The organism is Vibrio sp. Y42_MX_L11 (genome assembly GCF_024181785.1).
Classification (GTDB): domain Bacteria; phylum Pseudomonadota; class Gammaproteobacteria; order Enterobacterales; family Vibrionaceae; genus Vibrio; species Vibrio diabolicus.
This window is the reverse complement of the sequence record NZ_JAMZAP010000013.1, coordinates 93,212-107,510: the sequence shown is the minus strand read 5'-3', so window position 1 is coordinate 107,510 and position 14,299 is coordinate 93,212. Positions and strand designations below refer to the sequence as shown.

12 protein-coding genes are annotated in these 14,299 nt (G+C 44.8%); 4 read left to right on the top strand and 8 right to left on the bottom strand.

Translation table 11 applies throughout. The annotated features are described in order from the left end of the window. Nucleotides 1-413: 413 nt before the first annotated feature. The 4 genes from NL643_RS14460 to NL643_RS14445 form a co-directional block, all read right to left on the bottom strand. A complete protein-coding gene (locus tag NL643_RS14460; RefSeq protein WP_005396363.1) occupies nt 414-1,760 on the bottom strand; it encodes a magnesium transporter in 1,347 nt (448 codons plus the stop codon). Nucleotides 1,761-1,872: 112 nt separating this feature from the next. After that, on the bottom strand, nt 1,873-3,195 hold the full coding sequence (locus NL643_RS14455) for an AarF/ABC1/UbiB kinase family protein (RefSeq protein ID WP_109168953.1): 1,323 nt from the start codon (nt 3,193-3,195) through the stop codon (nt 1,873-1,875). A gap of 98 nt (nt 3,196-3,293) precedes the next feature. Next, nucleotides 3,294-4,517: an HlyD family secretion protein gene (locus tag NL643_RS14450; RefSeq protein WP_253644666.1), complete on the bottom strand. Its 1,224-nt coding sequence runs from the start codon at nt 4,515-4,517 to the stop codon at nt 3,294-3,296. Further along, nucleotides 4,517-4,843 (bottom strand): MFS transporter, encoded by a 327-nt coding sequence (locus NL643_RS14445; RefSeq protein WP_005433326.1) that lies wholly within the window; start codon nt 4,841-4,843, stop codon nt 4,517-4,519. The genes NL643_RS14450 and NL643_RS14445 overlap by 1 nt, the downstream gene beginning before the upstream one ends. Before the next feature lie 107 nt (nt 4,844-4,950). Here NL643_RS14445 and NL643_RS14440 point away from each other — a divergent pair, with 107 nt between their 5' ends. Then, entirely contained in the window at nt 4,951-5,952 is a 1,002-nt protein-coding gene (locus tag NL643_RS14440) for an AraC family transcriptional regulator (RefSeq protein ID WP_006741180.1), read from the top strand. 90 nt (nt 5,953-6,042) lie between these two features. On the opposite strand, the gene NL643_RS14435 is transcribed toward NL643_RS14440, so the two are convergent. Both NL643_RS14435 and NL643_RS14430 read right to left on the bottom strand, forming a co-directional pair. Beyond that, nucleotides 6,043-6,732: a hypothetical protein gene (locus NL643_RS14435; protein ID WP_253644665.1), complete on the bottom strand. Its 690-nt coding sequence runs from the start codon at nt 6,730-6,732 to the stop codon at nt 6,043-6,045. Nucleotides 6,733-6,744: 12 nt separating this feature from the next. Continuing rightward, nucleotides 6,745-8,286 carry a hypothetical protein gene (locus tag NL643_RS14430; protein WP_253644664.1) on the bottom strand — a complete coding sequence of 514 codons (1,542 nt, stop codon included), beginning with the start codon at nt 8,284-8,286 and terminating at the stop codon, nt 6,745-6,747. Nucleotides 8,287-8,652: 366 nt separating this feature from the next. On the opposite strand from NL643_RS14430, the gene NL643_RS14425 reads away from it, so the two are divergent. Next, nucleotides 8,653-9,345, top strand: coding sequence for a response regulator transcription factor (locus NL643_RS14425; RefSeq protein ID WP_025546713.1), 693 nt, complete (start codon nt 8,653-8,655; stop codon nt 9,343-9,345). A gap of 3 nt (nt 9,346-9,348) precedes the next feature. After that, a complete protein-coding gene (locus tag NL643_RS14420; protein WP_253644663.1) occupies nt 9,349-10,671 on the top strand; it encodes an ATP-binding protein in 1,323 nt (440 codons plus the stop codon). On the opposite strand, the gene NL643_RS14415 is transcribed toward NL643_RS14420, so the two are convergent. Continuing rightward, nucleotides 10,652-11,308 carry a pyridoxamine 5'-phosphate oxidase family protein gene (locus NL643_RS14415; RefSeq protein WP_253644662.1) on the bottom strand — a complete coding sequence of 219 codons (657 nt, stop codon included), beginning with the start codon at nt 11,306-11,308 and terminating at the stop codon, nt 10,652-10,654. The two genes, NL643_RS14420 and NL643_RS14415, sit on opposite strands and share 20 nt — an antisense overlap. A gap of 100 nt (nt 11,309-11,408) precedes the next feature. Here NL643_RS14415 and NL643_RS14410 point away from each other — a divergent pair, with 100 nt between their 5' ends. Further along, nucleotides 11,409-12,854 (top strand): PLP-dependent aminotransferase family protein, encoded by a 1,446-nt coding sequence (locus NL643_RS14410; protein WP_253644661.1) that lies wholly within the window; start codon nt 11,409-11,411, stop codon nt 12,852-12,854. Here NL643_RS14410 and yjeH read toward each other — a convergent pair whose 3' ends face one another. Then, nucleotides 12,855-14,117 carry an L-methionine/branched-chain amino acid transporter gene (gene yjeH / locus NL643_RS14405; RefSeq protein WP_006741172.1) on the bottom strand — a complete coding sequence of 421 codons (1,263 nt, stop codon included), beginning with the start codon at nt 14,115-14,117 and terminating at the stop codon, nt 12,855-12,857. Nucleotides 14,118-14,299 lie beyond the last annotated feature (182 nt).

The following is a 14,299-nucleotide window of genomic DNA, read 5'->3' as shown; positions in this document are numbered from 1 at the left end:
GTTTAGGTGCTTTGTTTTTGTTGAGGCTGGTATTTCTAATGGTTTAGTGGGCGAATATTTGAATTTTATAAACAGTAAACAATCTGTTGTGGGCAAGAAAAGTACAACCGAGCTCGGTCAGAGGATAAGAGAGCAATAGCCACATAAAAAAATAGCCAACCGCAAAGAGTGCGATTGGCTTATATACATGTGAACAAAATCAAGTTCACTAACAACGTCAGTTGGCTAGGTGACCCTCGGCTTAAGAAGGGTCGATTTATATAATGCAGTTACTGTGCCAACTTTAATATGCCCTAAAATACGTAGTTTCTGTGACATGCGTTGCTTAAAGTTTGAGTTTGTTTGCAATTTGCAACTGCGTTATGCAATTTGACTCTATTATGCTAATGATTGATTAATAAACAGTGGACTTTTTAGAGCATGACTAAACTCGCCGTTCCCAAAAAGGCGAAAAAACCAACCACATCTGTCACCGTCGTTAGAATAACCGAACCTGCTAAGGCTGGATCCAATTTAAACTTATCCAAAATAATGGGTATCAACACGCCAAATAAAGCAGCGGTAATAATGTTGACGATAATGGCCAGCGCGATGGTTCCACCTAAAACTGGCGATTGGAACCACAATCCGGCTAACCCGCCGATGATTAGCGCCCAAGCAATGCCGTTCAGTGAGCCAATACCCAGCTCATTTTTTAAGAATTTGAATCGGTTACCTGGGGTAATCTGATTGAGCGCCATCGCACGAACCATTAGAGTCAGGGTTTGGCTGCCTGCAATGCCACCCATCGATGCAACAATTGGCATTAGTACGGCCAAAGCCACCACTTGAGCAATCACGTCTTCAAATAGCCCGATAGTGACAGACGCTAAAATTGCAGTCAGCAAATTGATGCCCAGCCACACGCCGCGTTTTTGTGAGCTTTTTAATACTGGCGCAAACAAGTCATCGCCTTCATCCATACCAGTACCGGCCATTAAGCGCGCTTCGTAGATTTCACGTTGCGTACTTAATGCAAATTGCCAATCGACTTCACCAATCAGAGTTTGGTCTGCATCAGTCACAGGCAGAGCGGGCAGTGTGCTGTGCTCTAATGCTTCTACCGCTTCGGGAAGCATCATCTTACTGTCTAGCACCGTCACCGCTTCAATAACGAGTGTTTTCAAGCGAGTATCAGGATCACTACGTAAAATTTCGTAGTAATTGACTGTCCCTCGATACTGTTTATTACGGTTGATCAGGTAGACTTGTTGAGGCGTGTCGTAGCTATAGCGCTCCATTAACTGCTTAGCCGTTCCAATCGTAATATTAAAGGGCAGGGTGATGATTTTACGCTCAGCCCAGTGGCCGAGTTCTTCATCTTCATATTCGTTTGCTTGATCGTAAAGCTCTAACTCATCTTTTTCGATTAACGCGAGCGCTTCGTTGATGATCGACTCAGGCAACGAATCCGCCCATTCGATCAGCGATAAGTTATCAAGTTTAGCGAGGGTGAGTTTTAGCTCGACTTCAGATAATGCATTGATGATAGAAAAACGTACGTCGGCACGCATTTCCGTTAACACGTCGATATGCAGTTCTAGTGGCAAAGCTCGCCACAAGCGAACACGATCATCGATTGGAAAGGCTTCCAGAATTAGGGCGACTGCGCCAGGTTCGAGACCCGCTTCAATAGATTCATTGAGCGTTGCGACTTGATCCGCTTCTTCGGCTTGGCCAATTTGCTGGATTAGAGTGGAGAGATCTTGAAACTTGCTCACCGAGTACCCCGATAGTTAATTCGTTTTATGGAAGTATGGCATGTTATTGAGATGCACAACTATGCATCTTAACCTTGCTCAAGGTACTTGAAAGTAACAGAAAAACAATAGGCTATTCGCTGTTGATAGTGAGATATGGCTGTACCAATTGGCGAATGTTCACTTTTGCGCCAATTCTCGCTGCGAGCAAATACATGCCACCAATTTTACGATGTAAAAATAGGGCATCGGCAGGTGGGGTATGCCAGTACTCTTGTTCCATGCTCAAAATAGTGCCAGCTTCGCGAAGTTTTTGCGCTAAGCCACTGGCTTTAAAATCATATGGCTCATCGACTAACATGGGTTCACATGCCATTTTTACTAAATCGAGAATCGCTTGGCGCTGATCAGGTAAGATGGTTTGGCTGAAGAAGCCAATTTGCTCAAGCGCGTCATTCAAGCATTGTTCGTCATTATTCATGACGGACGCAAAGGCTTGGCGATAGCCGGCACTGAATCGTTCGCTGTATTCGCGAGTTGCACCGAAATCTAACAAGCCGATTTGGCGAGTACTTTCAATGTACAAGTAATTGGCGAAGTTAGGATCGGTTTGCACCATCTTAAATTCGAACAGCTCTCTGAACAGCAATTCGAGCAAACTGTGCATGACAAAATCTCGCGTACTTTGATCATAATGTTCGATGTGTTCAATGGGTACGCCGTCAATAAATTCCATGGCGAGAACGGAGTCTGAGCAACTTTCAGTGTGAATCTTTGGTACGACAAAGTGAGGATGCTCCTTCAAAGCATCATGGTAACGAATCGCAAATTGCGCTTCTCGGGTGTAATCGGCTTCATCATGCAGTTGCTTTTTGGCTTCTTCTAGTAGCCCTTTGTAGTCGACGGATTCTGGAATCAACCCAACCACTTTAAGCAGCGTACCTACGTTGTCTACGTCGCTATCGATACTTTTTCGTATGCCCGGATATTGCACTTTGACGGCTAGGTTATCGCCCGCATCGCTGTAGGCTTGGTGCACCTGTCCTATTGATGCACTGGCGATTGGTTTGAAGTTAAATGATAGAAACTCAGCTTTCCAACTCGTTCCTAGCGAACTTTCCATGACTCCGTTCAGTTGCTTTGCAGGCATTGGGTCTGCGTTGGAACGAAGACGGGAGAGAATATCTGCGAGTTCAGGTTCTAAAACATCACCAGCATCCATTGAGAGCATTTGACCAAGCTTCATTGCAGCGCCACGTAGGTGAGCAAGTTGGTCTGTCAACCGTGCGATGTTTTGTGGCGTCAGCAAGAGGTCTTTCGCTTTTGGTTTATTGCCTTTGGCGATTTGTTTCGTGCCTTCTGCAATCACATTGCCTGCGACACGGGTAGCAAGTGAAGCGAACTTGCTGAACCTTGAGATACGATGGGTAGGTAGGCTTCTTTCCTTTGCCGACATGAATCTTCTCCGCTGTCTACTAACTAATTGTTATACGGGAAAAGGATGTGTTTGGATACAAATGAAAAAACCGCCAGCGAAACTGGCGGTTTGTGAGTTTAGATGGAGTAGAAGAAGTACAGCTGAGACTTCATTCGAATGATGATCCCGCGAATCACATCTAAGAAGGCCATGAAGCCTATCGGTTTTTCACCGCTGACCCATGCGAGGCCAACAGAGCCAACAGGAATGTCGTAGCCTTCTGGCTCATCAATCTTAAGACGAACAAAGTGGTGTTTGTTCTGTAAATTCTTTCCAGTGGTGATACGTACGGAATCATCGAAACCCAGCAGATTACCTTGTGACTCACCTGTTGCTTCAACAATGCTTTCGACGGTCGCTGAGAAGATCTTACCTGGGTAAACGGACGAAGAGAATTCCGCTGGCTGACCCGGTTTGATGTTACGAATCGCCTGGTGGTTGACTCGCATCAGCACGTACTTCTCGTTGGTGTACATATTAATACGTGGCATCATCGAAACACGCTGACCTTCACGCAGGATAAAGTTGGTGACAAAGCCATCTGTTGGGGCATGAACTTTGGTGCTGTTCAAATCCCATTGCGCTTTTGCAATTTGCTCTTCAGCTTGGCGCAGTTCGGCTTGTTTGGTTTCAACTGCGAGCTCTGCTTTATGAATCGCCAGTTTTGCACGGGAAATATCGACTTGTTTCTTCTTAATTTGAGACTCAAGGGTTAACACGTTGTGACGTGCCATATCAACCGCACTCGATTGTTTGTCGATGTCGCTTTCCGTGATGGTGTTTTGCACCACTCGGTTTTGCTCAACATAACGATCTAGCATCTTTTTCTGCAATTTGTAGTCAACTTTCGCCGCTTCCAATTGGTTCTTTGATGTTTCTAGATCTTGCACCAATGCTTGATGATTCGCTTCTTCAATCTCGATGTCGCCTTTTGCCGTAGCTAATGCGACTCGTGCAGAATCGGCGGATACGTTCGCCTGATTTAATGCGATTTCGTATTGCGTTGGGTCAAGTTCATAAATGAGCTGACCCTCTTTAACTTGCTGATTTGGATTAATGTAAATGTGGTCAACTTTACCTTTTACATTGGTTGAATCTGGACGCAATTGGATGTGTGGTGACTGCACGACAGAACCACCGGATAAATCCATCGGGGTGAAATTAATCAAACCTACCCATACGAACATTAGCCAACTCAAACCGCCTAGGTAAGCGAACGATTTGGTTGCTTTGTTCCAAGGCATGCCGACTAAACGGAGCAGATAGATGAAGAGTGCCCATACCGCTAAACCTTCTAACATTATGCCTCCTCTTGTGGCTGTGTTTCTGTTTGCGGTTTACTTTTCCATGTATCACGCAGATTGATGATGGCTTTTTCCATATCAACGAATGCAAAGATCACGGCTAGCACCCATACCCAGTGCCAGACAAATCCTATCCAGGTGAGGGCGGTGATGAGCCCTATCTGATGATGGTCTTTGCTGTGCGCCTTATTAATTGGCAACTCATGGATTTTCCAAAAGCCGTAACACGCGCCAGCGACACTCGCGATTAAAACGACGGCAGCGACAACATGTAACGCTGTATCTGCGCCTGTTCCGACAAATGGGACACTCAGTAAACTCATTAAACACTCCTCTATCAAACGGTTGGCGTATTGTGATCTGGATTTGATTTAGGTCTTTCTTTGTGACAGATTCAATCAATAGAGGATTAAATTTGATGTGATTGGTAATGAAGACGGTTCGATTTATTCGCGCGATGGGCATTCTAAACATGCATAACCTCGCGTTATCTAAATATAATTTGGGCTCGGATGAACTGGGGATTCCGTCGTCGGTATTTCACAACCCAATGACACTGATCCCGCTAAAAGCCGTCGCAGAATGGTATCGTTGTGTTGAACAAGCCAGTAGTGATCCAGATGTGGTTTTGAGTCTCAGCCGAGGTATTGAACTGCAAAAGCTTGGACCTGTGGGACGCTGGCTATTTTCTGGGAATGATTTAGCCAGCGCGATTCGACGCGTTAATTATGGTGCGAGTAATTTACAATCTGGGGCGTTTTTTGCTGGCGAACAGTCGGGCAAAATCATCAAATGGACTTACCACAATCCGTTTATAGAAACGTCAGTAAAGGTGCACGATAGTATCCGCTGTGCGGTATTTATGATTAAAGTGCTACGCGAATTTCTTGGTAAAGACTATCAGCCTTTGCGCGTGAAGGTTTCAGGGTCGAGAAAAAATACTGAACCATACCGAGAATATTTCGGCTGCGAGGTGGAATGGAGTCAGCCAAAAACAGAAATATGGATTCCGGGAGATGACCGATTAGCTTCCCGCCAAGTGAGCCATCGCGAAGACAGCCGTCTAGCGATGAGTTTTTCCGATTTGGATGATTTGCTTAATATGCCCGACCCAGAAGATGAGTTGAAAGTGATTTATGAAGTGGTGAACTACAGCAGTCATTATGGATTGCCAACGTTAGAGCGCGTTTCTTCTCTGCTTGATTTATCTGAACAGCAGTTTCAACGTCGTTTGCACAAATTAGGCCTCAACTTCTCGATGGTATCCGGCTATGTATTGAGTAATGTTGCGGCTGGGTTATTGAGTAAGCGCGTGAGTATTGATGACATAGCTATGCGCCTTGGTTACACCAATGTGGCGAGCTTCAATCGTATGTTTAAGAAGCATCGTGGATTAACACCCAAGCAGTACGCAGGAAGATTAGAAAAGTAATGCTTCACTTGTCTTTATGAAAACAAGCAATAAAAGCCCTCAAGGTAGAGGGCTTTATTATTTTTTGTGTGGTGTTGTTTAATGTAATAGCTATTTCTTAGGGCGCCAGCTTAGTGCACTTGCAACAGCGCCGATGGCAATCACATCCTTTTTTTGTTCACTAAGTTCTGGGAGCATTTGTACCGCAATGGTACCGTTCGTCTGTACGGCGGCAATTTCTTGTGTGCCTTCCTTAAAGCTATAACCCAATGGAATGTCTACCGCCATCATGGCGTCGGGACTAGTATGTACGGTTTCTACATTAAAGTGGGTGCTGCCAATACGCACTACGCCAGTCTCTTTTTTCTCAAAGCTGATGTCGATGAGAGCGGATTTTGGCTCCATCGCAAACTCACCGACTTTTTTACCATCTTGAGTAATGTCACAGGTGTAAGGATCATTCCCACCAAAATCGACGCCCATGTAGTTAACCGACATACCGCCCCCAGTGCAGTTCAAAAGCCAAGTTTCCCCGTTGTCGATACGAGTCACTTCTGCGCCCATCGCACCTTCTTTGAAAGAGATATGGTTAAACCAACTTGAGTTAGAAGCACTGCGTGAATAGTTGCCTTTGTACTTACCAGCAAAATCAAAATGACCATCTGCACCGAATCCCCAAAAATCTCCGTCGGTTTTGATCAGCATTTCTGGTTGTGCTTTTACGGCGTCAGTACGATCCATGACGGCTAGGCCACCACAACCTACAAGGAGTAGGGGAGCGAATAGAGTAAGTTTCTTCATGTTTTTCATCGTTTATAGCTCGGTTACATCTAAGATTTGGTCGGTGAATTGGATCTTTTGAATGTCGTACAACTCATCCGAGCCTGTACTCGGGCACTTAACAGAAACGCTCTTTGCTTTGATAACGGTACATTCTGCCAGTTTGTGTGGCACGATATAGGTGTTGACGCCGCCTTCACCATAAATGCTGTTGTCTTTGCTGTTGCCTTCAAAGGTATTGTCTTGGTCATTACCGATGACATTCATTGCGTCGTCGCCAATGATCTTCACTCTTGTCAGCCACTGAGATTTGTAGGTGTATGCTTCTATCAAGCCGTCTTTGTTGGGAGCCATACGGAAGGTAGGCACTGTGCCTGGATTTGTCTTTTCTGTGTAAAGTTTGACGCCCGCAGAGTCGATGTTCGCGGTGTATTGCAAGTATCCGTGGAATAAGCCGCTGATCCAATCAACGGCTTGTGGATCTTGAGTTTGCATTTCTTCACGTGTTAACGCTTGGTAGCCATCTAAACCTTGTCCGTTTGCTTTTGCTACACCCATGTAAGCTTCAAAAGCGGCAGCAAAGTATTCGTGAGAATATGAAGGGCCCGTTTGTTTAACACTTTCAGGATCGAAGTCGTCCGATTTCCAATCGTCCCAGTCATACTGAGTTGGGCGCCACACCGTCGGTTTGCCCGCTTGAATATCGTTATAGATTTTTAACGCATGAGCTTGAATGTCATTTTGCAGTGCCGCAGTCCCCGTGTTAGGTGCAATACCTTGCGCTTGGACCAAGTGTAAAATTTCTTCAAAAGCGGCGTCTCGTTCGGCTTTTTTACCAAGATTGGCACAGTAATCGGCAAAATTACTCATGTAATGGCAATCGCCTTCAACTGTCAGTTCTCGATACATCAAAGATTGGCTGTTCCTTAGCCAGTTTGGTGTTTCTTTACTATTTACTAATGTTGCCACGATAGATGTGACAAGTGTATCCATATCTTCTTCGTTAAGTACCATCATGCTTACAACAAACTTTTCTAGAGAACTCGTATCAAAAGAGTGTGCTAAGCCCGAGTTTGTCACTGCATCGTTCAGTTTGTCTTGGCGAATCAGTTCGTTGATAAAGATTTTGGTTAACATCTCATCATTCTGTTCGTCGTTTTCGGTCAGCATTAGTGTGGCATCACGCTCGGCTAATGTCTTAGCGATACGAGACTTGTCAGCGCCGTACTTAGAGTCTGGTTGGTTTGTGAGAAGGTGTTGGATGATTTTGGCTGCACGAAAGATTTTTTCATTATTCGCACCGTCATCAACAGCCACAATGTGAAATGCATCATTGTTATTTGCTTCAGAAAGGGAGATTTTCACATAGTGGGTGAAGCCCGCATCAGCAGCCACTTTTAACTTGGCTGGAAGCTCTGTAGAAACGACAGTTGGGATTGTGACAGTGCTCAATGTTGGCGCTGGTGGTGTTGGAGGTGTCGTTGTCGATGGTTTCGAATTAGATTCACTGCCGCCGCAAGCAGTTAGACTTATCGCGCAAAATATGGCTAAAGGTGTTAATTGGGAATATCTCATTTCATGTTACTCGTAGACTTTATTAGAGCAAGAAACTTAGAAGCAACATAAAGTCCTGTCTATATAAGCAAACCAAGTCATATATATCGATATTGTTTTTTGGTAAGGACTATCATTCGATATATTTAAAAATGTAGTAGATTTTTATTCCGAAATTTATTTTTTATGTGAAGCTATATTCTGCTAATAAATAAAACATCAGGTTATTGCATGGTTTTAGGGGCGTGGAATGATTAGGATTATCGTATATGTATGGTTTGTAAGCGTATGTAAGCCCGCTTTTTATTAAAATTATCATTTAAGTGGGTTGCGCAGTATAGGACGAGCGATATACTCCCTCCATCATATTGGTGGAGTAAATGATTCATGGTGGGCAATACAATCTTACTGGTAGAAGACGACTCTGAGATTGCTCGATTAACCAAAATGTACCTCGAAGCCGAAGGCTATACAGTAACCGTTATCGACAACGGTCAAAATGCATTAGAAACGATTCACGGACTCAATCCGGACCTAGTGCTGTTAGATTTGATGTTGCCGGGAAAAAATGGCGCAGAAATATGCCAAGAGGCACGTAAATTTTATCATGGGATTATCATTGTTTTGACTGCAACCGATGATGAAATGAGCGAGGTGAGCTTATTTAAGTTCGGTGCTGATGATTACCTTACCAAACCGATAAAAGGCAATATCCTTCTCGCCCGTATTGAAGCGGCGCTACGTCGCTATCGTCGTCAAGTTGATACCGTTGAAGAAGAAAAGCTGAGCCGATATGGCATTAGCCTTTGTCTTCGTCGCTCCCAAGCATTTTATTTGCAAAAAGATATTGGTTTAACGAGCTCTGAGTTTGAAATTCTAGAGCTCCTGATGCTGAATGTCGATAAGCCAGTATCTCGTGAATCATGTTGCCGTCTTGCCAGAGGCATTGAATACTGCATTACTGATCGTTCGATTGATATGCGTATATCCTCACTAAGGAAGAAATTCTCTAAGGCTCATATCCATACTGCTACCATTAAGACCATACGTCACCACGGCTATATGCTGACAGGTAAATGACGCATGTTTTCCCTGTTTACTCGTCTATATGTGGGGTTAGTTACTGGCCTTGCGCTGACTGTTGCTTTGTTTCTCTTTATGGGGGAAGAGTACATGCGCAAAACAGAAGTCGGTGTTTTTTTGAGTGATGGTGCTTATTTTGTCGATCAATACATTGAGCAACGAGGCACTCCGGATTCTCTCTACAAGAAGTTAACCGAAAACGGCAAGCAAGATTTCTTTATCTTTGATTTAACATTGGTTGAAAACTGGGACGGATCACCGCCTTGTCGAGATTGTAAGCTACTGTACCGAATACAAGGGATACCTGTTTATCTTATTGATGGCAGTACCTATGCTGCGATATTCCCTTTACCTAACACCTCGAAGAGTTTAGTTTTCAAAGAAAAAACGGATTTCTTTAGCCCAGATGTTGATTGGAATGAAGATTCTGAGATTGTATTTATACTGACTCTACTTTTGGTTGTTGTGTGCAGTTTAGGCATTATGGTTTACATACCTGTACGACGTCTTGACCGCCAAATTCGGCAACTAACGGCTGCACAACAAAAATTTGGTTATGGTGAGTTGAATACGCGAGTCGATCTAAAGCAATTTTCGCAACCCGTGAAAGAGCTCGCCCAAGGCTTCAACTGCATGTCTGAAGAGATTGAGAGACGAGTACGTCAAACACACATCTTTACTCAAGCTATTCCTCATGAAGTGCGCACTCCGCTGAGTCGTATTCAGCTAGCGACGGATTTAGCTAGGCGCACGAGTGGTGAAATGCAGGCAGAGTTACATGACGATATTGAACGATACGTTGATGTAGTGACGGACTTAACGTCCGACATTGTCATGCTGTCTCGCTTGAGTGTGAAAAACCATTCTTTGAGCGATTCTGTTGAAACCATGGAACTGCCTCTTTGGTGTAAAAGCCGCATGAATTACCTAGGCTTAGAGTCCGCCATGTTGAGAGCAGAAAATGAACTCGCGAACCAATTGATTCACTTTCAGCCTACTTTGGGTAACCTCGTCCTCGATAATTTATTGCAAAACGCCAAGCGTTACGGTGAATCCTGCGTTGAGGTGACGATTCGAATGGTAGCGGATTGCTGGAGCATCGATATTGAGGACGATGGTCCGGGCATACCTGAAGCGATGCGAGAAGAAGTATTTATGCCATTTTCACGTTTAGATAAAAGCCGCAACGCCGACGTGAAAGGCTTTGGTTTAGGGCTTGCTATCGCTACCAGTGCAGCGCGGCAACTGGGTTGGGAGCTTTCCGTCGGCGAGAGTCACTTAGGCGGCGCACGTTTTACGGTGCTTATTCCTGCCAACGATTAGAGTAGGCACTGCGGTAGTCTGGTTCAGCGATACCTTCATACAAATCTTCACAAGCTTGCAGCGGACCTACGACGGTTCGGTAGGGTAGGACACCTGCCCAAACAGGAATGTCCATGTCTTCCGCATCGTCGTTGACGCCAAAATTGCTGATTTTCACTGATGCTTCCGTGAGCGGGATACGCAGTAGCATGGTGGCTTTGAGTTCTTTTTCATTACTCAAACGGACTTGTTTTGTTCTCCCTGGAGCGATCTGTTCGATAAAGTGATTCAGCAACCTGTCTTTCTCTTGGTTATTCTCCACCATCTCAAATTGGCCAAAGACCACTGTACTGCGATAATGCGCACTGTGGTGAAACGCACTTCGAGCCAATACCCAACCATCAAACAAAGTAAAGGTTAAGCACGTTTGCACTCCTTGTTTGAGTGAGCGTAACAGTCGACTGTTGTTGGCACCATGGATATACACGTAATCATCCACACGCCATGCCAGCATAGGGATGATCACAGGGCCTGACTCGTTGGTTATCGCAATATGAGCGATTAGGCTTTCATCTATGATGGCGTGCAGTTTGCTAACATCATAGACTGCTTTATGTGCGCCTTTCTTAATTTCTGTTCTATTGGTGTTGGATAGCATTTTCTCTCCTTGTTTACTCACGATTACGAGCGCTTGATCCTCATTCTTTAATTGCAATGTAACGCTTAACTGGTAGCTTAAAGAGAGCCAGTTTTATTTAATGGATGGATCCAGTTTGTCTTTGATTGATATCGGTGACCTACATTTAAAAGAAAGTGATGGAACGCGTCAGCAAGCGTTGTTTTTTGCTATTCGCAAGAAAATTGTTCAAGGATTGTGGGTGAAGAATGGGAAGTTGCCTTCTACGCGGAAGCTTTCACAGGCGCTTAATCTAAGTAGGAATACCGTGATTTCTGCCTACGAACAGTTAGTGGCGGAAGGGTACTTGAACAGCCAAAAAGGTTCTGGCTTTTATGTTGCCGTAGAACTGCCGGAGCAGTACTTGCCTGAACCTAATTCAGTTCAGAGAGACTCATCACCGAAAACTCACTTTGATATCAACCTTGCATTTGCACCGGGTGTGCCGGATTTGGACGCATTTCCGATGGCGCAGTGGCAAAAGTTACTCAATCGCCACATGTCCCGCCCCTGCTTGTTGGGGAATCAAGATATTCAGGGTAGTTGGGCATTGCGCTGTGCTTTAGCTGACTACCTCGCATCAAGTCGTTCAGTGAATTGTTCCCCAGAGCGCATTATTATTACCTCTGGGGCGCAGCAAGCGTTGTCAATTGCGACGATGGTAGTGCTCAAACAAGGTGATAAGGTTCTGATGGAGCAACCAGGTTACGCGCAAATGCGGAAGTTGATTCAGTTCCAAAACTATCAATTTGAGCCTTTGTTCGTAAGAGAGAAATTAGGTTTTGATGTGGAAGCGGTGACCTCAAGCGATGCCGATGCGCTGTATATCACACCAAGTAATCAATATCCGATGGGGACCACACTCAATACCGAGCAAAGAGGAAAGATCATCAACTGGGCGGTCGAGCAATCAAGTTGGATCATCGAGGACGATTATGACAGCGAATTTCAGTTTGCTCATCGTCCCTACACCAGCTTACAGGGGCTAGCAGCTCAAATGGGTCGAGATGATCGTGTGTTGTATGTGGGTTCCTTCAGTAAAGTAATGTTTAACGGATTGCGGCTTGGCTACCTTGTGGTTCCTGAACGTTTAGTAGAGCAATGTTTGGTGGTTAAAGATGCGTTAAGTGGTGATTCACCGACGCACACTCAAGAAGCGTTGGCGGATTTTATTACCGAGGGTGGGTTGTTGCGCCATATCCGAAAAATGCGCCGACTATATAAAACCAAGCATGAACAGATGCATTTATCCATTCAACAGCATTTTGGCGACAGTGTTTGCGTCGTTAGCCAAGCGGCGGGACTTCATATTACGTTGAAATGGCAAAACGGTATGGATGAGCTGCGTTTTACAAAACTGGCAGAACATGAAGGGATCATCTTGCGACCTTTGAGCTATTATGAACATCCAGGTTTCCAAGCACGTCACTGGCATGGTGCCGTGCTTGGTTATGGCAATATCGCGTTAGAGAATATAGACGCTGGTATCCAACGTTTAGCCCTAATTTTTCGACATGGGAAGCAGTGACTATTCAACTGCGCGTGTTTGTCGTTTATGTCGCCACTGTTTCCAAGGCAGTAAAAGTAGAGTGAAAATGCCAAGTGCATAAAACATTGACCAGCCTAAACATATAAAAACACCGGTACAAAGCAGTAGAGAAAGTCCCGCAAGCGCTTTACCAAACCCACGGAGCAATTTATAAGCGGCTAACATCGCCAACATGTAAACCAAAACGAATACACTATTTGCTAGTTTTAGGAAAAACTCCAGATCGAGCTGCGATAGCGTTCCTATCACGCAAGATATTAGCAGTACGCCGCCAACTAATAAGGTGGCTGAGAAAGGGACACCACGACGCGAAATCTTGGCTAGTGGGCTGTAAGGACGATGTTCCCGAGCTTGAGCCCAGACCATTCGCGCTAGGCTCTGTGTGTATAAGTTAACGCTCGCGAAACAAGCGGAGAATCCGATCAAACTGATTATCCATTTGGCCCCATCGCCAAGTAGTTGAGCACTCAACCATGGAATCGATGCATTATCGAATTGAGCATTACCATATGCACCAAACTTTAAAATAACAACAGAGCAAGCCCAGTACGTAGCTCCCGCTACAAAACAACCGACAATAATGGCGATAGGGAAGTCTCTTTGAGGGTTTTTGAATTCTTCCCCCATATGAGCAAAAGCCTCTATGCCAACAAAACACCAGAACATCACGCCAAGCGCTGCGGTAATAGGCCAAATTGACTCTTGTGTGATAGCTGGCATCACGAGATCGGCGCTGTTAACGTCACCTTTCCATAAAAATGTGCCAACGAGCGCAAAGACACTCAAAGCAATAAGAGTTTGTAAATGACCTGATGACTTAGTGCCCATCAAGTTGACGAACACAAGAAGTAATACCGTTAGAATTTGTGCAAACAGATTATTGCTAATAGGCTCTGGCAATATTTGCTGTAGAAAGCCTGCGGCGAGTGCAATCGCGGCCGGAACCCCTACCGGAATGACACTAACAAATAGCCAAGCTACACTACTTTCCAGCTTGGCGTTAAATGCTTTACGCACAAAAAATGCGGTTCCGCCCGCGTTGGGATATCGCTTGCCTAGCTGGGCAAAAGTCAGCGCAATAGGACAAATGGCGATGAATAATAAAATCCAGGCCCATAGTGAAAAATGACCCGCTATGCCTGCTGCAATGGCTGGTATCATAAAAAGCCCCGTTCCCATTAATGTTGTGGATAGTTGGGCGATACCGGATGTGAGTGAAATGTCTTTTTTGAGCTGTTCCATGCTAATTGATTCATCCAATGTTGTAGGGCTTATGACGAAAACGCTTGTGGCTTCTAATTATCTCATTTATTGGAGTTTAATGAGCCCGCTAGTGCGCTGAGTGCATAAGAAGCGTATTTGATTTCAATGCGTTATCGCTCTTTTATTTGAATGGATAACGGTGCTCATCTCATGCTTACCAA

Coding starts and splice junctions, on each gene's coding strand:
- NL643_RS14420 (WP_253644663.1), top strand. CDS start 9,349: ATGTTTTCCCTGTTTACTCGTCTATATGTGGGGTTAGTTACTGGCCTT.
- NL643_RS14410 (WP_253644661.1), top strand. CDS start 11,409: ATGGATGGATCCAGTTTGTCTTTGATTGATATCGGTGACCTACATTTA.
- NL643_RS14450 (WP_253644666.1), bottom strand. CDS start 4,517: ATGTTAGAAGGTTTAGCGGTATGGGCACTCTTCATCTATCTGCTCCGT.
- NL643_RS14415 (WP_253644662.1), bottom strand. CDS start 11,308: ATGCTATCCAACACCAATAGAACAGAAATTAAGAAAGGCGCACATAAA.
- NL643_RS14455 (WP_109168953.1), bottom strand. CDS start 3,195: ATGTCGGCAAAGGAAAGAAGCCTACCTACCCATCGTATCTCAAGGTTC.
- yjeH (WP_006741172.1), bottom strand. CDS start 14,117: ATGGAACAGCTCAAAAAAGACATTTCACTCACATCCGGTATCGCCCAA.
- NL643_RS14440 (WP_006741180.1), top strand. CDS start 4,951: ATGAAGACGGTTCGATTTATTCGCGCGATGGGCATTCTAAACATGCAT.
- NL643_RS14435 (WP_253644665.1), bottom strand. CDS start 6,732: ATGAAGAAACTTACTCTATTCGCTCCCCTACTCCTTGTAGGTTGTGGT.
- NL643_RS14445 (WP_005433326.1), bottom strand. CDS start 4,843: ATGAGTTTACTGAGTGTCCCATTTGTCGGAACAGGCGCAGATACAGCG.
- NL643_RS14430 (WP_253644664.1), bottom strand. CDS start 8,286: ATGAGATATTCCCAATTAACACCTTTAGCCATATTTTGCGCGATAAGT.
- NL643_RS14425 (WP_025546713.1), top strand. CDS start 8,653: ATGGTGGGCAATACAATCTTACTGGTAGAAGACGACTCTGAGATTGCT.